Raw genomic sequence first — 21362 nt, 5'->3', positions numbered from 1 at the left:
CGCCCCTCCTTATCGGAACGGCCCGACCCGACCGTTAGCGATCGGGCGCCGCTCCCACCCTGAGCGCGAGCGGCTCGCTCCGGGTCGCTCAGTCCAACTCGACCACGGAATGGTCACCGAGCATCAGCCGGGTGGCCCGCGGCAGCAGGCCCGAACGACGAACCTCGACCTCCCGGCCGATGAGCGAGTCGAACAGGCGCGGCACCCCGATGATCCGGCTCTTGTCGAGCACCACGGAGTGCTCGACCTCGGAGTCCACGATCTCGCATTCCCGGGCCACGGCGGTGAACGGACCGATGTAGGAGTTGACGATCTTCGTACGAGCCCCGATGACCGCCGGTCCGCGCACCCGGGACCCGATCAGCTCGGCGCCGGCCTCGAGGACCACCCGGCCGTCCACCTCCGACGCCTCGTCGATGAAGCCCTCGATCTTCGGGTCGATCGTCTCGAGCACCCGCCGGTTGCTCTCGAGCAGCGGGTCCTTCTTGCCGGTGTCCAGCCACCATCCCTCGAGCACCTCGTGGCGGACCCGATGGCCGTGGTCGATCAGCCACTGGATGGCATCGGTGATCTCGAGCTCACCGCGCCCCGAGGGTTCGATCGCGGCCACGGCTTCGTGGATCGCGGAGGTGAACAGGTAGACGCCGACGAGGGCCAGATCCGACGGCGGGTCGGGCGGCTTCTCGATCAGGCGCACGACGTGGCCGGCGTCGTCGATCTCCGCCACCCCGAACCGATGAGGATCGGGGACGTGGCAGAGCAGGATCTGCGCCGATGGCGGGCGGTGATCGCCATCGAGCGTGGGCTCTGCGGCCCGCCGCCGATCGGCCTCGAAACGCTCGATGAACTCCACCAGCCCCTGCTGGAGCATGTTGTCGCCGAGGTACATCACGAAGTCGTCGTCGCCGAGGAAGTCGCGGGCGATCAATACGCAGTGCGCCAGGCCCAGCGGGGCCTCCTGGGGGATGTAGGTCACCTTCACCCCGAACGCGGAGCCGTCACCGACCGCTTCGCGGATCTCCTCCGCCGTGTCACCGACGATGATGCCGATCTCGTCGATCCCCGCCTCGGCCATGTCCTCGATCCCGTAGAAGAGGATGGGTTTGTTGGCGACCGGCACGAGCTGCTTGGCCGAAGTATGGGTGATGGGCCGCAGCCGGGTACCGGCCCCGCCCGAGAGGATGAGCCCCTTCACGGCGTGGTGTCTACCACGCTCAGATGGTCCGGCAACCCAGCAGCGGGTTGGTCGTGCCCGGCCCCACGTTGATGGCGTACACGCACAGGGTCGCCGGTGCTGCGCCGACGGGAACGGTGATGTCGTAGCCGTGGAGATCGCCGAAGCCCGGGAACGCGGCGCCGACGTCCGGACGAGCCGTACCGGCCGTGTAGGCGCCTCCCCAGGCGTTGTCGACGTAGACGTGGACCGCGATCGCTCCGGCGGTGCTGGGGTCGAGCGCCCACCCCGTGAGCCGGACCCCTCCCGGCACCCGTGCCACCCCGTCGAGACTGCCCAGCGGCGTCCCGTCGGGCACGTCGACGACCCGGCAATTGAGCAGTGGGTTCGAGGACCCCCAGGAGACGTTGATGCCGTAGGCGCAGAACGTCCGCCTCCCCGGTGCGGCGGCGGCGAGCACCCGGTACCCCCGGTTCGGCCCCCACCACGGGTACACCTTCTCGACGTCGGGGCGTGATCGGTCGGTCACCCCCATGCCACCCCAGCGCCCGTCGACGTACACGTGCACCCCGATCGGGCCTGTGGTGTCCGGGTCGAGGGCCCAACCCTCGACCCACATCCCACCGGGCGCCATCGCGGCCGAGTCCACGTTGCCGAACGGCTCGCCACTGATGACCACCCGGCGGCAGGCGAGGAGCGGGTTGTGATCACCGTAGGGGCCGACGTTGATGGCGTACACGCACACCTCGTGCGGCCCGCCGCTCACACCCGGCACCACGGTCTGGAAGCCGTGCCGGTCCCCGTAGCCGGGGATCGCGGCCGCGACGTCGGGTCGTGGCTGGTCGGCACGCACCGCACGGATCCAGGTCCCGTCCAGGTAGACGTGCACGTCGACCGGGTCACTGGTGTCGGGGTCGATGACCCAACCGGTCAGGGAGATCCACGCTGCCCCAGGGCTGGCGCTGTCCAGGCTCCCGAGCGGCAGGGCCACCCGGTCACCCCACGGCGTGCTCGCCACCCGGGGCGGGGCACCGCAGTCGCCGCGCCCCAGGCTCAGGTCACACAGCCCCCCGGCCGTGGACCACACGAGACTGGTCCGGGCGTTGGCCCGGATCGGTTTGTCGGCGGAGATCGTCACCGGGTAGCCCGTATCCTGCTTGAGCCAGAACCGGTACTCCCGGCCGTTGTAGCTGATCACGTAGAACGGTGCGGTCACCGGCGTCGGCCCCGCACCCGGGACGGCCCAGCCGGCGAACCCCTGCGCCTTGGCCGGGTCGACGTAATGGCACGGCAACGACGTGGCGAACAGGCGGCAGGACCGGGTCTCCATCCCGCCGTCGCGGGTGACGGTCGAATAGATGGTCAGGTTCCGCAGCCGCGTGCCGTCGAAGATGAAGTTGTAGATGTCCTCGCAGATAGAGGTGGTGGCACAGCCGTACCAGGGTCCCCAGGCATAGGCCCGTGACGGGCTGGTGCACCATCGCTGCGCCATCACCGTGGCGGCCTGCTCGGCTGAGGTCGCGGTCGAGATCGCGGTCGCGGCCGTCAGGTTCCACGCCCCCGCGGAGTCGAACTGCCACATGCCCACCCCGGGATGCCAGAACGCCCGCTGGTACGGCGTCGCCTTGTCACCAAAGGCCCACAGGGCCGCCTGAGTGTCCCACCGGCTGAGGGTCATGGGCGATGGCGCCTGCGTCCCGCTGGCCCCGGTCTCGGGGTACGTCGGCGCCATCATCATCGCCGCCAACTGGTCGCGGCTGAGTCCGCAGGCCTTCTTCTGGTCGGCCCAGTAGAGGATGTCGTCGAGCGGGGTCTGCCCCATGCCCCGGGCGGACGCGGGACTGGCCGAGCCGGCGAGGGGGATGGGCACCGGCACCGCGCCGCACATCGACGCGACGACCAGTACCAGGATCACGAGGCGCCGCACCGCCTTCACCGGCCCACCCCCTGCAGCTCAGGCTCGCGATCCTCGAGGCGGGCCGCGATGAGGGGATCGTCCACGACGATGACGAAGTCGGCCGCCCCGCCGGGAGCGAGCTCGGCGAGGGGGCGTCCGTCGGGGTCCACCACGGCTCCCCGAACGCTGGCGATGACCTCGCCGGCCGAGTCCCGCCAGGTCGCGTTCACCGCGGGCGCCTCGATCGCCTCGTCGGAGGTGTTCGCGGCCGAGCCGTAGAGGACGTAGGGGAAGGATCCTCCCTCGGTATCCCGGTACGCGGGGATGTCGAGGCGATCGGGGCGACCGAAGGGCCTCACCCAGTAGACGGAGAGCTCGAGCTTGGCGGGCTGCGGCTGCGGATCGGGGGCCGTCCCGGGAGCTGTCGAGGTCGTCGGCGCGACCGCCGTAGCCGTGGTCGGTGCGCTCCCGGAGCTCGGGAGTCTGGTCGCGGGTGGTGCAGCGTTGGGCGAGACCGCCGATTCGCCACTCGACCGGGAGCAGCCGAACAGCATCGCCAGGCAGGCCATCATGAGCAGATGGTGGTGGCGCCGGGGACGGCGGTCGGACGGACGAGCTGGGCTGGAAGTCATGACCGGTTGTCACACATCGGCCGCGCCAGGCGCGCGGCCCTCCGCCCGGCAAGAGCGTAGCAAGCAGACCGTGCCCGGCTGGTCGATGCTGTCGCCAGCCAGCGCTCGCCGCCCTACTGCTGCACCGGCAGCTCGGCCATCGCCTCGCTGAGATCGAGCGCCCGTCCCCTGGCGTGATGGCGGAGCAGGACAGCCACGTGGACCCCCATCCACAGCATCGCCGCCAGGCTCCCCGCCAGCAGCCCCAGCTCGACCCGGAGGTAGAGATCGTCGCCGAGTGCCGTCACGGTGACGAACACCCCCAGCGCGACGAACCACCCGAGGGCCATGCGGCTGTGCGACGAGAGAGCGACCAGCGCCTGGTCGAGGCAGATCGCGGCCATGACCACCACGAAGGCGATGGCCAGCAGGGCCAGGTCGCGGCTGGTGAGCGCGGCCTGCGCGCCGAAGGCCAGATCGATGAAGCCCGGTCCGACCACGGCGGCGACGACGGTGGTGACCAAGCCCACCGAGAGAATGGCGACCACCAACCGCACCAGGGCCCGTTCGAAGTCGGCGTAGGCACCGGTGCTCGCCAGCCGGGAGAGCTTGGGCAGCAGCGACGCCAGGATCGCCTGGAACAGGAACAGCGGGATGCGCGCCGTCTGCAGGCCGTTGAGGAACACGCCCGCCGCCTGGCGCTGGTCGGCGGTGGCCAGCCAGTCGACGGCGATGGTCCCGCCCTGGATGAGCAGCGAGAGCGACACGGTGCCGAGCAGGAGCCATCCCAGCGCCGTCGTCAACTCCTTCCACGAGGCTTCGGGACCCTCCTGGAGCAGCCCCCGGGGCCGGGCGAGGGCCACGGCAATCCCGAGGAACGGCGTGACCGCGAACAGCATGCCGTAGGCGCCGACCGCGCTGATGCCCGCGGCGGCGAGCGCGGCGGCGAGGGCGACCCGGCTCACGCCGTCGGTGGCGAAGAAGCTCGCGTAGGCACCGAAGCGATGGTGGGACGAGAGCACGCCGCGGGTGAGGTGCCCGGCGCAGAAGGCCAGCAAGCCCACCACGAAGGCCACCAGCAACCAGCCGTTGACGGTGTCGCGCCGGACGAACGCCTGCCCGACCAGCACCAGCGTGCAGACCCCGGCCGCGAAGACGGCTCCCAGTGCCACCGCGCGGCGGATCACCGGGCCGGCACCGATCCCCCGGGCGCGGCGGGCGGAGACCGCCCGGGCGACCTCCTGCTCGAGCGGCTGCATGATGCCGTTGCCCACACCGAACACCAGCGCCCACAACACCCCGAGCGCGCTGTAGTCCTCGGGGGTCAGCCGGCGCGAGGCGATGGCGAGGAAGACGATCAGTGCCGCGCCGTTCACGGCCAGGCCCACCGCGACCGGGATGGCCCCCTCGGGCAGCGGGTTCTCCCGCCGGATGCGTTCGATCAGCCTGATCGACGCAATCTAGGCGAGGCGCCCGGACGCCCCGCTCTCCCGCCTACCGGGGATGCGGCATGCAGTGCTCGTCGTACTCGGCGATCACGATCTCCTCAGCCGGGATCGAGCACGCCGGGCACTTCGGGTCACGGTTGATCTTGTAGGTGCGGAACGACTCCTCCAGCGCGTCGTAGACGAGCAGGCGTCCCGACAGCGAGTCCCCGAGCCCCAGGATGAGCTTGATGGCCTCCATGGCCTGGATCGACCCGATGATGCCGGGCAGCACCCCGAGCACCCCGGCCTCGGCGCAGGAGGGCGCCAGCTCGGCGGGTGGCGGCTCGGGGATGAAGCACCGGTAGCACGGCCCGTCGTGGGGTTTGAACACGGTGGCTTGACCCTCGAAGCGGAAGATCGAGCCGTGCACCACCGGGGTCCCGGTCTTCAGTGAGGCGTCGTTGAGCAGGTACCGGCTCGGGAAGTTGTCGGCCCCGTCGACCACGATGTCGTACTGCGAGAGCAGCTCGACCACGTTGTCGGCGCCCAGCCGCGTGTCGTGGCCCACGACGTTCACGTCCGGGTTGAGCGCGCTCAACGTCTTCTTGGCCGAGTCGACCTTGCGCTCGCCGACCCGGTCGACGTTGTGGAGGATCTGGCGCTGCAGGTTGGACTCGTCCACGACGTCCATGTCGATGATGCCGAGGGTGCCCACCCCGGCCGCCGCGAGATAGAGGGCGGCGGGTGAGCCGAGACCGCCCGCGCCGAGCAGCAGAACCTTGGCGTCGAGCAGGGCGAGCTGCCCCTCCTCGCCGACCTCGGGGAGCAGGAGGTGGCGGTGGTAGCGGTTGCGCTGGGCTGGTTCCAGCACCCGGGGGGTCGCCCACTCACGACCCTCGTCCTTCCAGCGGTTGAAACCCCCTGCCATCGAGACCACGTCGGTGTAGCCCAGCTCAGTGAGGGTCTTGGCCGCGAACGCGGAGCGGTTCCCGCCGGCGCAGAAGATCACCAGCGGGGTGTCGCGCCCGGGAACCAGATTCTCGATCCTGGACTCCAGGTGCCCACGAGGGACGAAGACCGAACCGGGGATCGTCCCCTGCTCGTGCTCGTCGGGCTCACGCACGTCGAGCAGCACGACTCCCGGGCGGGTGCGCAGCTCGTCGGCCTCGGCGGTGGTCACCTCGCGGATCTCTGCCTTGGTCTTGGAGAGCAGGTCTCGATAGGTGGGCATCGGTGGTGGTCCCGTCTGCGATCTGGCCGGCAACAGGCCCGGCTCGGAGGTGAAATCCTACCAACCTGGTCAACTATTCGGCCACGGCGGCCATTCCCCGGTGGGTCCGACCCTCAGTTGTGCCCTCAGGTCTGACGCGAATCCAGGCCCACCAGCTCGGGCAGGATGCGGCTGAGCGAGCCGTGCACGACGAGATCCGCCAGCGGGTCCATCTCCGTCGGCTCGGCGTTGACGATGAGGATCGTGGCCCCCGCCCGCTTGGCGTGGGGCACCATCCCCGCCACGGGGTAGACCGACAGCGTCGAACCGGCGGCGAGCAGGAGATCGCACGCCTCGGCGGCGTCGAAGGCCCGGGTCAGGTCCTCGGGGCGGAGGCCCTGACCGAACGAGATGGTGGCCGACTTGAGCAGGCCACCGCAGTCCAGGCAACGGGGGTCCGCCTCGCCGGCCCGCACCCGGTCCAGGGTCGGCCCCGCCGGCTCCCGGCGCTCGCAGGCCAGACACACCACCTCGTGGATGGTGCCGTGGACCTCCACCACCCGGGCGGGGTCGTGCCCTGCGGCCTGGTGGAGCCCGTCGATGTTCTGGGTGACGAGCGAGTGCAACACTCCGCGGCGCTCGAGCTCCACCAGGGCCCGATGGCCGGCATTGGGCTCCGGGGCGAGCTCGATCCAGCGCAGGCGCCCCTGCCAGGCCAGGACACGCACCTCCGGATCCCGGACGTAGTGGTCGATGTGCGCGGTGCGTTCCGCCTTCGGGTTCTTGGTCCACAGCCCGTTCGGGCCGCGGAAGTCGGGGATCCCGCTGTCGGTGGAGATCCCCGCGCCGGTCAGCACGGTGACCGATCGGGCCCCCTCCAGCAGGGCTCGGGCGGCGGCGATGGCGGCCGGGTCGGGCTCGGGCATCCAGTCGGCCATGGAACCAGCCTGCCACCGCCCGACCTTGACAGCCGGCCGACGAGCTGCCAGGTTGCACGATGTCAACTCAAATAACACGAAACATCATGTGAAAGGCGGAGATCGCGATGCCCCTCACCGAACCCTCCTTCCCGCAGCAGCGCCTGGCCGTGGAACCGTGGCCCGATCCGGTGATCGACCAGCTCGGGCACGACCCCCGCTCCACCTACGTCGAGAAGTTCTGGTTGGGCGTGCTCGGCCCGTCGACCGTGTGGCTGCTCCGGCGGGTCGCGGACCAGCTCGACGCCCACCCCGACGGCTTCACCCTCGACCTGGCCGAGACCGCCCGGGCCATCGGGGTCGGCATGCGGGGTGGCCGCAACTCACCCTTCATGCGATCGATCGATCGCAGCTGCCGCTTCGGGGCCGCTCGCTACCTCGGCCCCGACACCCTCGCCGTCCGGCGCAAGCTCCCCCCACTGACCCGCCAGCAGGCGCTCCGGCTCCCCGAGTCCCTCCAGCGCGAGCACCAGAGCTGGCTTGAGCGCGGCGCCACCCCCAACACGCCCGGGGTCACCGTCACCGAGATGCGCGAGCGGGCACGGGGGCTGGCCCTGTCGATGCTGGACCTCGGTGAGGACGTCGAGGCCGCCGAGCGGCAGCTGCACCGTTGGCACTTCCACCCGGCCCTGGCCCACGACGCCGTGCGGTGGGCGGTGGCCCACCGCAGCCAGCCGACTGCCCCACCGCTCACCCCGGCTCGCACCGAACCCTCGGCAGTGAGCAGCTAGGACCGGCTGCGGAAGGTCTTCGCCAGCTCCAGCAGCGTCCGAACCCCCCAACCGGTGCCGCCGGGGCTGACGTCGGCCTCGGCGGCATCACCCCACCAGGCCACGCCCGCGATGTCGAGATGCGCCCAGGGGATCCCCGCTCCCACGAACTCCCGGAGGAACAGCGCGGCGATGATCGTGCCGGCGTCTTTGGTCTTGGAGATGTTCCGCAGGTCGGCCACCTCCGAGTCGAGCCGGGGCCGGTACTCGTCGGGCATCGGCAAGGGCCACACCCGCTCCCCCACCCGCTCCGCGGCAGCGCGCACCTCGTCGATCCAGTGCTGGTCGTTCCCCATCAGGCCGGCGATGCGGTTGCCGAGCGCGACCTCCACCGCACCCGTGAGGGTGGCGAGGTCGACGATGGCATCCGGCCGGGCCTCGGAGGCGAGCGACAGGGCGTCCGCGAGGATGAGCCGGCCTTCGGCGTCGGTGTTGAGCACCTCCACGGTCTTGCCGTTGCGGATCTTCAACACGTCACCCGGCCGAGTCGCGTCGCCCCCGCTCATGTTGTCGGTCAACGGCAGGTAGCCGCTGACCCGACATCGCGGCGCCACCGACGCCAGGGCCGAGAACGCGCCGAGCACCGCGGCGGCGCCGCCCATGTCGTCCTTCATGGTCATCATGCCCTCGGCGGTCTTGATCGACAGCCCGCCGGAGTCGAAGGTGATGCCCTTGCCGACCAGCGCCAGCGAGCCCTGCGGGTCGTCCGGCTCGTAGGTCAGCTCCACGAAGCGGGGCGGGTTCGTCGAACCTCGGTTCACCCCGAGCAGCCCCCCGAGCCCCGCCTCGGCGATCTCGCCGGGGCCGAGCACCGTGACCTGCAGGTTCTCCCGCTCGGCCACCTCGACCGCGGCCTCCGCGAACAACGCCGGGGTCAGCTCCCCGCCAGGGGTGTTCACCAGGTCGCGTGCCAGCGCGACCGCCTCGGCCACCCGCCTGCCCCGCTGCACGGCGGCCTCGCGGTCGTCGCCGTCCAAGGACGTGCCGTCCACCACCACCAGTCGCTCCAGCGCCACCGGCGACGGATCGGACTTGTAGCGGCCGAACCGGTAGCCCGCCAGCAGGCTGCCTTCGACGATCGCCTCGATCGCCGCCAGCCGGTCCTCGGTGGGCACCAGCTCGGGCAGGGTCAGCGCCGCGGAGCGCCGCCGGGCACACGCCCGGGCGCCGATCGCGGCGGCACGACGCACCCGGAGCACGTCGACCTCGGCGGAGGGGCCCACGCCGACGAACACCTGCGTGGTGCCGTCGTCGCGCAGGATCGTCGCCACCTGGTCGACCTTGCCTTCGAAGCCCTGCCCCGTGAGGGCCTCCACCGGCACGCCGGCCGACTCGAGCCGATCGCTCGGCACGCCGACCACGACGGCGTCGACGCCGGCGGGGACCGTCCTGCGGTGCTCGAACGAGACGGCCATCACGCTCCCTTCTCGGCCTCACCGGCGAGCGGCGCCACCGCTCGGGCGGTGAGGGAGTCACCCTCCTGCCAGCGGGCCATGGTCCACAGCAGGTCGCTCAACCGGTTGAGGTAGGCGATCACCCTCGAGCCTGGCGCGGCGGCGGCCAGGCTGTCACGCTCCGCCCGCCGTACGACGGTGCGAGCCACATCGAGCGCAGCCGCCACCCGATTCCCGCCCGGCACCACGAACTCGGACGGCATCGTGAACCGCGCGCTCAGATCGTCGATCCGGCGCTCCAAGCTCGCGACCATGGCGTCGGTCACGAGGGTCTCCCCGGCGACAAGCTTCGCCCGATTGGCCTCGTCCGTGGCGAGATCCGCCATCAGCACCCACAGGTCACGCTCGATGGCCACGAGGAGCTGGTCGAGCTCGGATCCCGGCTGCGCCTCGGCCCTCGCCAGGCCGATGAACGCCTGGGCTTCGTCCACGGTCCCGTAGGCCGTGGGGAGGGCGGAGTCCTTCGCCACCCGGCCGCCGAAGTACAGGCCGGTCGTCCCGTCGTCGCCCTTGCGGGTGTAGATCCTCATCGAACCCGAGCCTACGCGGCCCCTCTCTGGGGCGAGCACGTCCCCGAGCAGATTCCGGGCGTCGTCCACCCACCGGTAGCCTCGGGCCGGTGACCAGCAGCTACGTGGAAGCCGTACGGAACCGGGTCGTCATCTACGACGGCGCGTTCGGCACGGGCGTGCAGTCCAGGGAGCTCACCGCGGACGACTTCGGGGGCCCAGACCTGGAGGGCTGCAACGAGATCCTCGCCGTCACCCGGCCCGACGTCATCGCCGAGCTGCACGCCGGGTTCCTGGACGTGGGCGTCGACGTCCTCGAGACCTGCACGTTCGGCGCGTTCGGGGTGCCGCTGGCCGAATACGGCATCGCTGACCGGGCCTACGAGCTCAACCTGGCCGCGGCCCGCATCGCCAGGGAGGTGGCCAGCGGCTACAGCACCCCTGACCACCCTCGTTGGGTGGCCGGCTCGATGGGACCGGGCACCAAGTCGCCCACGCTGGGACAGATCGGCTTCGCGGAGCTGCGCGACCTCTACGAGATCCAGGCCCGGGCGCTCATCGAGGGCGGCGTCGACCTGCTGTTGATGGAGACCCACTTCGACCTGCTCTGCGTCAAGGCATCGTTGCTCGGTGCTCGGCGGGCGATGGCGGCGCTGGGCCGCCAGGTGCCCGTCCAGCTCCAGGTCACCATGGAAGTCACCGGGCGAATGCTGCTCGGCACGGAGATCGCGGCCGCGCTCGGCGCCCTCGAGCCGCTCCGACCCGACGTCATCGGCATCAACTGCGCTACCGGTCCGGCGGAGATGAGCGAGCACCTGCGGCATCTGTCGCAGCACGCTCGCACGCCCATCGCGTGCATCCCCAACGCGGGGCTGCCGTCGGTGGTCGACGGCAGGATGCACTACGACCTCTCCCCCGCTGATCTGGCCGAGCACCACGCCCGGTTCATCACCGAGCTCGGCGTCACCGTGGTGGGGGGCTGTTGCGGGACGACCCCTGAGCACCTGCGCGCGGTCGTCGAACGCTGCCGGGACCTCGAGCCGGCTCGCCGCGAGCCCATCCACGAGCCGGGGGCGACCTCGATCTACTCGCTGGTGCCCTTCGAGCAGGACACGTCCTTCCTCATCATCGGCGAGCGCACCAACGCCAACGGCTCGAAGAAGTTCCGGGAAGCGATGCTGGCCGGCGACTGGGACGTGTGCGTCCAGATGGCCAGGGACCAGATCAGAGAAGGTGCGCACGTGCTCGATGTGTGCGTCGACTATGTGGGGCGTGACGGCCGGGCCGACATGGACGAGCTGGTGTCGCGCCTGGCGACGCAGGCCAGTGCGCCCCTCGTGCTGGACTCCACCGAACCGCCGGTGATGGAGGCCGGGCTCCAGCGCTTCGGTGGTCGCGCCATCCTGAACTCCGCCAACCTCGAAGAGGGCGACGGGCCTGGCTCGCGCTTCGACCGGGTCATGACGCTGGCCCGCGAGTACGGCGCGGCGGTGATCTGCCTGCTGATCGACGAGGAAGGCCAGGCGCGCGACGTCGAGTGGAAGATGCGCGTCGCCCACCGCATCCACGATCTGGCCATCGGGCGCTACGGCCTGGAGCCCAGCGACCTGATCTTCGACGCGCTGACCTTCCCGCTCTCCACCGGCGATGAGGACCTTCGTGGCGATGCCATGGCCACCATCGAGGCCATCCGGCGGATCAAGGCGGAGCTCCCCGGCGTGTACACCACCCTCGGGGTGTCGAACGTGTCGTTCGGCCTCAAGCCCGCGGCCCGCCATGTGCTCAACTCGGTGTTCCTCCACGAATGCGTGCAGGTGGGTCTGGACTCGGCGATCGTCCACGCGGCGAAGATCATGCCGCTGAACCGCATCCCCGATGACCAGCGGGAGGTCAGCCTCGACCTGATCTACGACCGCCGCCGACCGGACTACGACCCGCTCCAGCAGCTGCTCGCGATCTTCGAAGGCGTCGAGGAGGTGACGACCGAGCGCGAGGACCGTTCGGGCTGGCCGGTCGAGCAACGGCTCTTGCAGCGCATCATCGACGGCGACCGCGACGGGCTCACCGACGACCTCGATGAGGCGCTCGCCAAGGGGATCCCCGCGCTCGACATCATCAACGACATCCTCCTGGCCGGCATGAAGGTCGTCGGGGACCTGTTCGCCTCCGGCGAGATGCAGCTGCCGTTCGTCCTGCAGTCCGCGGAGACCATGAAAGCCGCCGTCGCCCACCTCGAACCGCACATGGAGCGCGCCGCCGGCGGCAGCGGCAAGGGCCGCATCGTCCTCGCCACCGTCAAGGGTGACGTGCACGACATCGGCAAGAACCTCGTCGACATCATCCTCACCAACAACGGATACGAGGTGCACAACCTCGGCATCAAGGTCGGCATCGCCGAGATGATCGAGAAGGCCTTGGAGGTGGGCGCGGACGCCATCGGGATGAGCGGGCTGCTGGTGAAGAGCACGCTCATCATGCGCGACAACCTCGAGGAGCTGAACGCCCGCGGCCTGGCTGACATCCCGGTCCTGCTGGGCGGCGCAGCGCTGACCCGTAGCTACGTCGAGCGTGACCTGCGCGAGGTCTACGAGGGCCGGGTCTTCTACGGCAAGGACGCGTTCGAGGGGCTCTGGGTGATGGATCGGCTGGGTGAGATCAAGCGCACCGGCGTCGACGACGACCCCGACTGGGGTCGGGTGCCCTCCGCCTCGAGGGTGCCGGCTCGATCCGCCACCACGAGGCTCGAGGTCGATCCCGCGACCCTGCCGGCCCGCTCACCGGAGGTGACCACCGACAACCCGGTGTTCGTGCCGCCGTTCATCGGTTCGAAGGTCGTGAAGGGCATCCCGCTGGACGACATCGCCGCGTACCTCAACGAGACCGCGCTGTTCCGCAATCAGTGGCAGTTCCGGCCGCAGAAGGGCGAGAGCGACGAGGACTTCAAGGCCCGCATCCGGCCGACGCTGCGCGAGCAACTGGCGAAGGCCAAAGCCGGCGACGTGCTGGTCCCACAGGTGGTCTACGGCTACTTCCCCGCCAATGCCGACGGGCAGGACCTGGTCATCTGGAAGGACGAGAGCCGGTCCGCAGAATGGATGCGGTTCCGGTTCCCCCGCCAGAGCACCGAGCCGTGGCTGTGCATCGCCGACTTCTTCCGGCCCCTGGACTCGGGGGAGGCCGACTTCGCCGCGTTCCACATCGTGACGATGGGTCCCCGGGTCAGCGAGCTGACCGCCGAGCTGTTCGCCACCGACCGCTACCAGGAATACCTCCTCTTGCACGGTCTCGGGGTGGAGATGGCCGAGGCACTGGCCGAGTACTGGCACCGTCGGATCCGGGAGGAATGGGGCTTCGCCGACGAGGACGGCCCCACACTGGCGGGTCTGTTCCGCCAGCAGTACCGGGGCGGTCGCTACTCGTGGGGGTACCCCGCCTGCCCCGACCTCGAGGACAACATGAAGGTGGCCGAGCTGCTCGACGCGGGGCGGATCGGCATCGAGGTCAGCGAGGAGACCGGCTTTCAGTACCAGCCCGAACAGACCACCTCGGCGATCATCTGCCACCATCCCCAAGCCAAGTACTTCGTGGCCCGCTGAGCGAGCCCGCCACCCCTACCGCATGGGTGCCGGGATGCGCTGTTCGAGGCTGGCCGCGTCCGCGAACAGGTCCCCGAGCTGTGCGACCCGATCGAGCACCTCGGCGGCCTCGAACGAGAGCGGCTGGCCGCCAGCGGCTGCTTCGACCTCCTCCCAGGTCACCGGGGTGGACACGGTCGGGCGGGGCCGGGCCCGTAGCGAGTAGGCGCAGATCGTGGTCTTGAAGTAGGCGTTCTGGCTCCAGTCGATGAGCACCTTGCCTCGCCGGAGCTCCTTCTTCTGGTCCGTCACCACCAGGGAGGGGTGGTGCTTCTCGATGAGCTGCGCGACCGCGAGGGAGAAGGACTTGGCGTGGTCGGTGTGGTGGTAGCAGTTGAGCGGCACGTACAGCTGCAGGCCTTTCGAACCTGAGGTCTTCGCGACCGAACGCAGCCCGAGGCCGGCCAACGTGTCGCGGATGAGCAAGGCCACCTCGGCGCAGGCCGCCATGCCCGCGGGCGGTCCCGGATCGAGGTCGAAGACCACCATGGTCGGGGCGTGCATGTCCCCGGCGCGCGACATCGGGGTGTGCAGCTCCAGCGCCGCCAGGTTCGCGGCCCACACCAGCGCGGCGACGGAATCCAGCACGCAGTAGCGGATCGGCCCACCCCGGTCGCCGGGGCCTTCGGCCACGGGCACCCACTCGGGGCGATGGCCCGGGCATCGCTTCTCGAAGAACGACTCCCCGTCGACCCCGTCGGGGAACCGGCGGAACGTCACGATGCGATCGCGGAGATGGGGCAGCATCACCGGCGCGATGCGCGCGTAGTAGTCGACCACCTCGGCCTTCGTGAACCCCGCCTCGGGGTAGAGCACCTTGTCGAGGTTGGTGAGCTTGAGCTGGTGCCCCTCGATCTCCACGAGGGTGGGAGACGACATGGAGCGCTGGGCGATCAACCCGTCGCGGTGCGGGCTTCGGCGGCGGAACCCTCCCCGGTGGCAGCGCCCTCGGCGTCGGGCTGCGGCTCGTGCGCCGTCGGGTGCCGCTTGCGAGCCTCTCTCGCCGCCGCGACCGAAGCCTCCAGCGCCGCCATCAGGTCGACCACCTTGGCGGGCTCCGCGGTCGCCGGCGCGGCCACCACCCCGGCTCCCCGGGCTTTCTGCTCGATGAGATCGATCACCGCTTCACGGTAGGTGTCGTGGAACTTCTCCGGCTCGAAGTCCGCCGAGAGGGTGGCGATGAGCTGGCGGGCCATCACCAGCTCCTTGTCGGGAAGCTCCATCTCGCCCAGATCGGCCAGCTCGGGGATCTGCGCCGGGTCGTTGATCTCGTCGGCGTAGACCATCGTCGACAGGAGCAGCACACCGTCCCTGGGCCGGATCGCCGCCAGGTACTGCTTGGTGCGCATCACGAAGTGGGCGATGCCGACCTTGCCCTCTGCCTCCATCGCCTTGGCGAGCAACGCATAGGGCTTGGCCGCGGCGTCGGGCGCCAGGTAGTACGCGGAGTCGTAGAAGATCGGATCGATGTCCGCGAGGTCGACGAACTCCTCGATGTCGATCGTGCGCACCGCTTTGGGGTCGAGTGCAGCCAGCTCCTCGTCGGTGATCACCACGTAGTTGCCCGAGCCCAGCTCGTAGCCCTTGACGACCTGTTCCCAGGGGACCTCTTCACCTGTCTCGGCCGAGACGCGCTTCTGCTTGACCCGGGCGTGCGTGCGGGCGTCGAGCTGGTTGAACTGCACGGTCTTGCGAGTCACCGCGCTGTACAGCTTCACGGGAATGTTGACCAGGCCGAAGCTGATCGACCCGCTCCAGATGGCTCGCGGCATGGGCTCTTCCCTTCCCTGGGGGCCGCCCGCTCAGCTCGAGAGTAGCGCCCGAGCCACCAGATCGGTACCGAACGCGGTCAGGATGGCCAGGTAGAGCAACCCCGTGGCCGCCATGACCGCCGAGTAGTAGCGCTCCTTGAGCGCCAGCCGGGTGACCACGATCAAGGCGCCGGTCGTCAGCGCGCAGGCCACCCAGAACCACGACAGCAGGCCGTTGTACCCATCGTCGATGGTGCCGTCGAGGGCGGAGAGCATCCCCGTCGGGACGAGCAGGAGCAGCACCTCGGGCACCCAGAGCCAGCCGACCCAGCGCACCAGCTCGAGCAGCGGGGCGCGGGCCAGCCCCGGCTGCACGAGGTACCAGTGGCCGAGCAGCATCGCATCGGTGACCGCGCCGAGGAACGCCGCGCCGACCACGAAGCGGGCCACGGCCAGCCAGTGCGGCCCTCCTGCTCCCACCGCGGCGGCGACCACACCGGCGAACCCGATGCAGGGCGCGACCAGGTCGAGCCAGGGCGGGAACTCGGGGACGGATGGATCCCGAGTCGCCGGGGCGCGGTCGATCCCGGTCATGGCTGCCACCCGGGCCGATCGCTGCTCGGCGAGCGCCAGCTGACCCGACACCCCGGCCTTGCGACGGGCCACCGAGACCGCGAGCGCGACCCCGGTCGCGATGGCGGTGCCGAGCGAGGCCAGGTCCCTGACCGGCTCGGTGTCGATCACGACGAAACCGACGTACGCCGCGCCGAGCGCCATCAACCCGAAGATCCCGCGCATCAACCAGCCGTATCCCAGGCCCACCTCTCGGCGGCGGGTGGTGACCCACAGGAACAGCAGCCCGCCCGCCGCCCATTGCAGGAGGAAGGACGCACCGTCGAAGCCGATCATCGCCGTTCGTGCCCACCCATCACGCGTCGACCGGGACGAGGTCGTGGTCGGCGGCGTTGAGCGGCTCGGGTCCCCCCTCGCCGACCACCACGATGTCCTCGAGCCGGGCACCGAAGCGGCCGGCCAGGTAGATGCCAGGCTCGATCGAGAACGCGTTGCCCGCCACCAGAGGTGTGTGGTTGCCGGCCACGATGTAGGGGTCCTCGTGCTCCTCCACGCCGATGCCGTGACCCGTACGGTGGATGAAGCACTCGCCGAAGCCCGCTTCGGTGATGCGGCCTCGGGCGATGGCGTCGACCTCCTCGCCCGTCACGCCGGCCTTCGCCCCGGCGACCGCTGCCTCCTGTGCGTCGCGCAGCACCCGGTACAGGTCGCGAACCTCCGGCGGCGGCTCGCCGGTGTACACGCAGCGGGTGATGTCCGAGCAGTACCCGGCACCGTCGGCCGCGGCCATGGTGCCCCCGAAATCGCACAGGACGATCTCGTTCGGCTGGATGACCCGGTTGCCGGGCTCATGATGCGGGCTGGCCGCGTTCTCGCCCGAGGCGACGATGGCGAAGTTCACCCGCTGGTGACCCTCTGCCAGGATTCGCCGGCCCAGCTCGGCGGCGACCTCGGCCTCCGTGCGACCGACGAGCGGGATCTCACCCTGCTGGAGCTGGCCCGCCACCCGATCGACCGCCGCGGCCGCCCGCCGGAGGGCGGCGATCTCGCCCGGCTCCTTCACCGCTCGCAGGGGCCCGGTGATGTCGCTGGCATTGCGGAAGGTCGTGCCCGGCATGCGCTGCTGCAGCTCGATGAGGAACTGCGCCCAGGTGCGGTTCCCGATCGCGGCTACCGAAGCCGACCCGGCCAGGCCCGCGACCAGCTCCACAGGGTCGTCGGTCTCGTCCCAGGTCCGCATCCCGAAGACCTCCGGCTCCTCGCGGACTCGCGGCGCTTCGAGCGCGGGGACCACCAGCGTGGGCTGCGCGTCGCGGGGCACGACCAGCATGGTGAGGCGCTCGAGCGGCATGGCCTCGTAGCCGATCAGCCACGGCAGGTCCGCGCCCACCGACAGCAACAGCACGTCGACGCCGGCCTCCTCCATGGCTCGCCGCACGCGAGCCACGCGCGCCGCGTGGGGGGACGGGGAAGACATCGCGGCCAAGGCTACGGGAGCGCGGCGCGCCCAGGCACGCCGCCGACCCGCTCCCTACGATGTCGACCCAGCCGAGGCCAGGCCGCGCCACGCCGTGCGCGACGGGCCGTGCGGCGTGACCCGAACGAGCCGATCGTGACCGTCATCTACCACGAGGCGGACGCCGACCCCACCCCGCTCGCCGGCGCCACGGTCGCGGTGGTCGGCTACGGCAACCAGGGCCGGTGCTGGGCGCTCAACCTGCGCGACTCGGGCCTCGATGTACGGGTGCACGTGCGCGCCGACACCTCCCGCGACGCGGCGGTCGCCGACGGGTTCGCCGTGGCCGACCTCGACGGCATGCACGGCGCGGACGTCGTGTGCCTGCTCGTGCCCGACGACGTCATCCCCACCGTCGAGGTCGTGCCCCGCGACGACGCGCTGGTGGTGCTCGCCAGCGGGTACTGCCTGGCCTTCGACCGGGTGCGGTACCCGTGCGACGTCGGGATGATCGCTCCCCGGATGCTCGGCCCGGAGGTCCGCCGCTGCTACGAGGAAGGGGTCGGGTTCATCACCGCGCTCGGGGTGCACGCCGAGGTCACCGGATGGGCCAAAGCCCGGCTGCTGGCGCTCGCCGGCGCCATCGGCGGCCTCCGCCAGGGTGTCATCGAGCTGACCGCCATGCAGGAGGCGGTGCTGGACCTGGCGGTCGAGCAGGCACTCGCCCCGCGCTGCGCCGGGTGAGCACGTCGTTCGTCGAGGTCATGCTCGAGCGCGGCACCCCGCTCGAGGCCGTGCTGTGCGAGCTGTTCCTGTCCGGCGAGGTGGAGCGCTCCTACCGACTGCTCCGCCGGGAGGGGTACGCCGCCCAGATGGCGCACCACTCCCCCACGAGCCAGTACGGGCAGCTCTCACGGGCCGACCGCTACGACCACATCGACGTGGCCGCCACCATGCGCGACATCGTCGAAGCCATCGCGGATGGCCGCTTCGCCGACGAGTGGGACGCGGAGCGCGATGGCGGCCACCCCACCCTGGAATGGCTCAAGGCCGAGGCGCTGCCGCCGGAGCTGTTCGAGTTCTAGGCTGCGCTGCGCCGCCAGCTCGGCGAGCGGGCCACGAGCTGACGCTCGCGCCCCGTCCAGCCACCTGCTCAGTGACGCCCGGCGCCGGTGACCGGGGCCGCTCGTGTCGCCGCATCGTCCGCGGCCCCAGCCGCCTGGCGAGCGTGGTAACTGGAGCGGGTGAGGGGGCCGGCCTCCACGTGGGCGATGCCCATCCGCTCGCCGATGCGGGCCAGCTCGGCGAACTCATCGGGCTCCCACCACCGGGCCACCGGCAGGTGGTACGAGCTGGGCCGCAGGTACTGGCCGAGGGTGACGATGTCGGTGCCCACACCGGCGAGATCCGCCAGCGCGGCCACCACCTCGTCGAAGGTCTCGCCGAACCCGAGGACCAGTCCGGACTTGGTGGTCAGGCCGGCTCGCTTGGCGGCCGCGAGCACCGCGAGGCTGCGGGCGTACTCCGCCGAGGGTCGCACGGCTCGCTGGAGGCGGGCGACGGTCTCCAGGTTGTGGTTCAGCACGTCGGGGCGGGCGTCGAAGATGGTCGCCAGCGCGCCCGCGTCACCCTTGCAGTCGGGGATGAGCACTTCGATCGCCACCTGTGGCGTGCGGGCCCGGATGGCGTCGATGGTGGCGGCGAAGGCACTGGCCCCGCCGTCGGGCAGGTCGTCGCGAGCCACCGCGGTCACCACGGCGTACTGCAGACCCATCCGATGCACCGCCTCGGCCACCCGGGCCGGCTCGTCGGGGTCGAGTGGGCCGGGTCGCCGGGTGTCCACCAGGCAGAAGCCACAGGCCCGGGTGCAACGCTCACCGTTGATCATGAACGTGGCCGTGCCGTCGGCCCAGCATTCGAAGATGTTGGGGCAGCCCGCCTCCTCGCACACCGTGACCAGCCCAAGCTCGCGCATCGTGCGCTTCAGCCGCAGGTAGCCGTCGCCGATGCGCACCTCGGCGCGCATCCAGCGCGGCTTGCGTTCGTGGAGGTCGTGGCCCCCGGCCACCCCTGCCTCGGCCAGGCGTCCCCGGAGGCGCAGGGAGCCCTCACCGCTCGGCCCGGGGCGTTCACCTGGCCCTTCTCCCCGGCTGAACGGCGCCAGGTCGGCCGGCGAGCGGCGCCACACGACGTCCGCCCGGTCCCAGCCGGCCGGGCCTGCCCAGCGGGTGACCGCTCGGTCGACGACCGCGTCGACCACCCGGTGCAGATCGGCATCGATGCCCTCGGCTCGCAGCGAGGTGACGGCCTTGTCGGCGATGCCGCAGGGCACGATGTGGCCGAACATGGCCAGATCGGGATCGACGTTGAGCGCGAACCCGTGCATCGAGCGGCCCCTCGCCAGCCGCACCCCGATGGCCGCGATCTTGCGTGGACGCGGCCCCGCGGGCTCCACCCAGACCCCCGGGTAGTCGGGCAGCCGACCCACGTCGCGCAGGCCGAGGGCGCCCAGCACGTCGATGAGGAGCTGCTCGACGGCGCGCACGTAGGCCACCGTGTCCGCCATGCCCCCGCCGCGCTTGCCCGGCACGGTGAGGATCGGGTAGCCGACGAGCTGGCCGGGACCGTGATAGGTGACGTCCCCGCCCCGATCGGCGCGCACCAGCTCGGCGCCCACCTCCGCCGGGGGGACGAGCACGTGGGCGAGGTCGCCGCGGGCTCCCAGCGTGTACACGTGCGGGTGCTCCAGCAGCAGCAGCCAGTCGTCGCGCCCGTGCTCGAACAGGCCCTGCTGGAGGGTGTGCGCTTCCCGGTACGGGACCTGCCCGAGCCAGCGGACGTGCAGCGCCCGGCCGGTCAGAGCTCCGCCTCCCAGTCGCGTGTCTCGATGCTCGCCTTCACCGCGGCCAGGAACGCGGCTGCGTAGGCGCCGTCGAAGGCGCGATGGTCCCAGCTCATGCCCAGCAGCCCGACCGAGTGGATGGCCACGGCCTCCGTGCCATCCTCCGCGGTGACCACCACCGGTCTGCGGGACACCCCGTCGGTGCTGAGGATCGCCACCTGCGGCTGGTTGATGATCGGCAGCACCAGATAGCTGCCGAACGACCCGGAGTTCGAGATCGTGAAGGTACCTCCGGTGATGTCGTCGACGGAGAGCTTCTTGGTGCGAGCCCGGGTGGCGAGGTCGTTGATGGCCCGGGCGATCGCCCGCAGCCGCAGGTCGTCGGCCTCGTGGATGACGGGGGCCAGCAGACCCTCGAAGTCGAGGTCGACGGCGATGGCCAGGTTGACGTAGTTGTGGACCACCAGCTCGCCGTCACCGACGGTGGCGTTGAGGTGCGGGAAGTCGGCCAGCGCGTCGATCACCGCTCGGGCGATGAAGGGCAGGTAGGTGAGGCTGAAGCCCTCGGTGGCCTTCCACTCGTCGCGGTGCGCCCGCCGCACCCGCTCGACGTTCTCGTAGTCGACCTCCACCACGGTGTAGGCGTGGGGTGAGGTGGCCTTGGAGGCCACCATGTGCTCGGCCGTTCGGCGGCGGATGTTGTTGAGCGGCTCCACCGTGTCACCGGTGCCCGACCGCGGGGCGGGTGCGGCTCGCCGCCGTGGTGCCGGCTCGACGGGCGGAGCAGCGGAGGGCCCGGCGGGCGAGGGCGCGGCAGGCGACGGCCCGACGGCAGGCGACGGCCCGACGGCAGCCGGCGGCGCGGGCCGGTCCACCGCGCGGGTGGCGCCCCGGGCGCGGATCTCGCGCTCGACGTCCGCCCGGGTGATCCGCCCGCCCGGCCCGGTGGGGGTGATCCGGCTGGCGTCGAGCCCGTAGTCGTGCACGAGCTGGCGCACCACCGGCGACATGAGCCGCCCTTTCGTCTGGCCGTCGGTGGCCGCCGCAGGGGTAACCGCAGACGGCGCCGACGGGGC

The 21362-nt window shown here is 71.0% G+C and carries 18 protein-coding genes and 1 pseudogene; 4 read left to right on the top strand and 15 right to left on the bottom strand.

Annotation, left to right across the window (positions count from 1 at the left end):
* Window positions 1–88 precede the first annotated feature (88 nt).
* From V7004_RS02995 to V7004_RS02970, 6 genes are all read right to left on the bottom strand, one after another.
* Window positions 89–1195, bottom strand: coding sequence for a glucose-1-phosphate thymidylyltransferase (locus tag V7004_RS02995; RefSeq protein ID WP_334142027.1), 1107 nt, complete (start codon window positions 1193–1195; stop codon window positions 89–91).
* A 19-nt stretch (window positions 1196–1214) separates the two neighbouring features.
* Entirely contained in the window at window positions 1215–3110 is a 1896-nt protein-coding gene (locus V7004_RS02990) for a hypothetical protein (protein ID WP_334142025.1), read from the bottom strand.
* Complete coding sequence (locus V7004_RS02985) at window positions 3107–3430, bottom strand: hypothetical protein (RefSeq protein ID WP_334142023.1); 324 nt, start codon at window positions 3428–3430, stop codon at window positions 3107–3109. The genes V7004_RS02990 and V7004_RS02985 overlap by 4 nt, the downstream gene beginning before the upstream one ends.
* Before the next feature lie 386 nt (window positions 3431–3816).
* A complete protein-coding gene (locus V7004_RS02980; protein WP_334142021.1) occupies window positions 3817–5070 on the bottom strand; it encodes a hypothetical protein in 1254 nt (417 codons plus the stop codon).
* A gap of 106 nt (window positions 5071–5176) precedes the next feature.
* Window positions 5177–6340 (bottom strand): molybdopterin-synthase adenylyltransferase MoeB, encoded by a 1164-nt coding sequence (gene moeB, locus V7004_RS02975; protein ID WP_334142019.1) that lies wholly within the window; start codon window positions 6338–6340, stop codon window positions 5177–5179.
* A gap of 125 nt (window positions 6341–6465) precedes the next feature.
* Window positions 6466–7257 (bottom strand): SIR2 family NAD-dependent protein deacylase, encoded by a 792-nt coding sequence (locus tag V7004_RS02970; RefSeq protein ID WP_334142017.1) that lies wholly within the window; start codon window positions 7255–7257, stop codon window positions 6466–6468.
* Window positions 7258–7364: 107 nt separating this feature from the next.
* On the opposite strand from V7004_RS02970, the gene V7004_RS02965 reads away from it, so the two are divergent.
* A complete protein-coding gene (locus V7004_RS02965; RefSeq protein ID WP_334142015.1) occupies window positions 7365–8027 on the top strand; it encodes a hypothetical protein in 663 nt (220 codons plus the stop codon).
* On the opposite strand, the gene V7004_RS02960 is transcribed toward V7004_RS02965, so the two are convergent.
* Both V7004_RS02960 and V7004_RS02955 read right to left on the bottom strand, forming a co-directional pair.
* A complete protein-coding gene (locus V7004_RS02960) occupies window positions 8024–9481 on the bottom strand; it encodes a leucyl aminopeptidase (RefSeq protein WP_334142013.1) in 1458 nt (485 codons plus the stop codon). The genes V7004_RS02965 and V7004_RS02960 overlap by 4 nt on opposite strands.
* On the bottom strand, window positions 9481–10050 hold the full coding sequence (locus V7004_RS02955; RefSeq protein WP_334142011.1) for a cob(I)yrinic acid a,c-diamide adenosyltransferase: 570 nt from the start codon (window positions 10048–10050) through the stop codon (window positions 9481–9483). Before V7004_RS02955 ends, V7004_RS02960 begins: the two co-directional genes overlap by 1 nt.
* A gap of 89 nt (window positions 10051–10139) precedes the next feature.
* On the opposite strand from V7004_RS02955, the gene metH reads away from it, so the two are divergent.
* A complete protein-coding gene (gene metH / locus V7004_RS02950) occupies window positions 10140–13625 on the top strand; it encodes a methionine synthase (RefSeq protein ID WP_334142009.1) in 3486 nt (1161 codons plus the stop codon).
* A 15-nt stretch (window positions 13626–13640) separates the two neighbouring features.
* Here the strand turns inward: metH and ligD are convergent, their stop codons facing one another.
* Genes ligD through V7004_RS02930 form a run of 4 tightly spaced genes read right to left on the bottom strand, consistent with a single transcriptional unit; the run spans window position 13641 to window position 17465 of the window.
* Window positions 13641–14543: a non-homologous end-joining DNA ligase gene (gene ligD / locus V7004_RS02945; RefSeq protein ID WP_334142007.1), complete on the bottom strand. Its 903-nt coding sequence runs from the start codon at window positions 14541–14543 to the stop codon at window positions 13641–13643.
* Between the two features lie 14 nt (window positions 14544–14557).
* The gene (gene ku, locus V7004_RS02940) at window positions 14558–15436 is read right to left on the bottom strand and encodes a non-homologous end joining protein Ku (RefSeq protein ID WP_334142006.1); all 879 of its coding nucleotides are present in this window, start codon (window positions 15434–15436) and stop codon (window positions 14558–14560) included.
* Between the two features lie 30 nt (window positions 15437–15466).
* Window positions 15467–16324 carry a hypothetical protein gene (locus V7004_RS02935; protein WP_334142004.1) on the bottom strand — a complete coding sequence of 286 codons (858 nt, stop codon included), beginning with the start codon at window positions 16322–16324 and terminating at the stop codon, window positions 15467–15469.
* 19 nt (window positions 16325–16343) lie between these two features.
* Complete coding sequence (locus tag V7004_RS02930) at window positions 16344–17465, bottom strand: M24 family metallopeptidase (RefSeq protein WP_334142002.1); 1122 nt, start codon at window positions 17463–17465, stop codon at window positions 16344–16346.
* A 135-nt stretch (window positions 17466–17600) separates the two neighbouring features.
* Here V7004_RS02930 and V7004_RS02925 point away from each other — a divergent pair, with 135 nt between their 5' ends.
* Window positions 17601–18188: an NAD(P)-binding domain-containing protein gene (locus tag V7004_RS02925; protein ID WP_334142000.1), complete on the top strand. Its 588-nt coding sequence runs from the start codon at window positions 17601–17603 to the stop codon at window positions 18186–18188.
* Window positions 18185–18529 (top strand): hypothetical protein, encoded by a 345-nt coding sequence (locus V7004_RS02920; RefSeq protein WP_334141998.1) that lies wholly within the window; start codon window positions 18185–18187, stop codon window positions 18527–18529. The genes V7004_RS02925 and V7004_RS02920 overlap by 4 nt, the downstream gene beginning before the upstream one ends.
* A gap of 68 nt (window positions 18530–18597) precedes the next feature.
* Here the strand turns inward: V7004_RS02920 and lipA are convergent, their stop codons facing one another.
* The 3 genes and pseudogenes from lipA to V7004_RS02910 form a co-directional block, all read right to left on the bottom strand.
* On the bottom strand, window positions 18598–19608 hold the full coding sequence (gene lipA / locus V7004_RS15810) for a lipoyl synthase (RefSeq protein ID WP_442967997.1): 1011 nt from the start codon (window positions 19606–19608) through the stop codon (window positions 18598–18600).
* 81 nt (window positions 19609–19689) lie between these two features.
* Window positions 19690–20289, bottom strand: a pseudogene (gene lipB, locus V7004_RS15805) (lipoyl(octanoyl) transferase LipB); the annotation flags it as partial.
* A gap of 11 nt (window positions 20290–20300) precedes the next feature.
* Window positions 20301–21362: dihydrolipoamide acetyltransferase family protein (locus tag V7004_RS02910; RefSeq protein ID WP_334141996.1), on the bottom strand; the 1062-nt coding region annotated here is incomplete at its 5' end.

Source organism: Rhabdothermincola sp., assembly GCF_036846205.1.
Classification (GTDB): domain Bacteria; phylum Actinomycetota; class Acidimicrobiia; order Acidimicrobiales; family Acidimicrobilacustridaceae; genus Rhabdothermincola.
This window is presented reverse-complemented; position numbering and strand designations above follow the sequence as displayed.

Bases quoted from the DNA above. Each gene is read 5' to 3' on its own strand.
- moeB (WP_334142019.1), bottom strand. From the start codon at position 6,340: ATGCCCACCTATCGAGACCTGCTCTCCAAGACCAAGGCAGAGATCCGC.
- ligD (WP_334142007.1), bottom strand. From the start codon at position 14,543: ATGTCGTCTCCCACCCTCGTGGAGATCGAGGGGCACCAGCTCAAGCTC.
- V7004_RS02930 (WP_334142002.1), bottom strand. From the start codon at position 17,465: ATGTCTTCCCCGTCCCCCCACGCGGCGCGCGTGGCTCGCGTGCGGCGA.
- V7004_RS02935 (WP_334142004.1), bottom strand. From the start codon at position 16,324: ATGATCGGCTTCGACGGTGCGTCCTTCCTCCTGCAATGGGCGGCGGGC.
- V7004_RS02960 (WP_334142013.1), bottom strand. From the start codon at position 9,481: ATGGCCGTCTCGTTCGAGCACCGCAGGACGGTCCCCGCCGGCGTCGAC.
- V7004_RS02965 (WP_334142015.1), top strand. From the start codon at position 7,365: ATGCCCCTCACCGAACCCTCCTTCCCGCAGCAGCGCCTGGCCGTGGAA.
- ku (WP_334142006.1), bottom strand. From the start codon at position 15,436: ATGCCGCGAGCCATCTGGAGCGGGTCGATCAGCTTCGGCCTGGTCAAC.
- V7004_RS02970 (WP_334142017.1), bottom strand. From the start codon at position 7,257: ATGGCCGACTGGATGCCCGAGCCCGACCCGGCCGCCATCGCCGCCGCC.
- V7004_RS02955 (WP_334142011.1), bottom strand. From the start codon at position 10,050: ATGAGGATCTACACCCGCAAGGGCGACGACGGGACGACCGGCCTGTAC.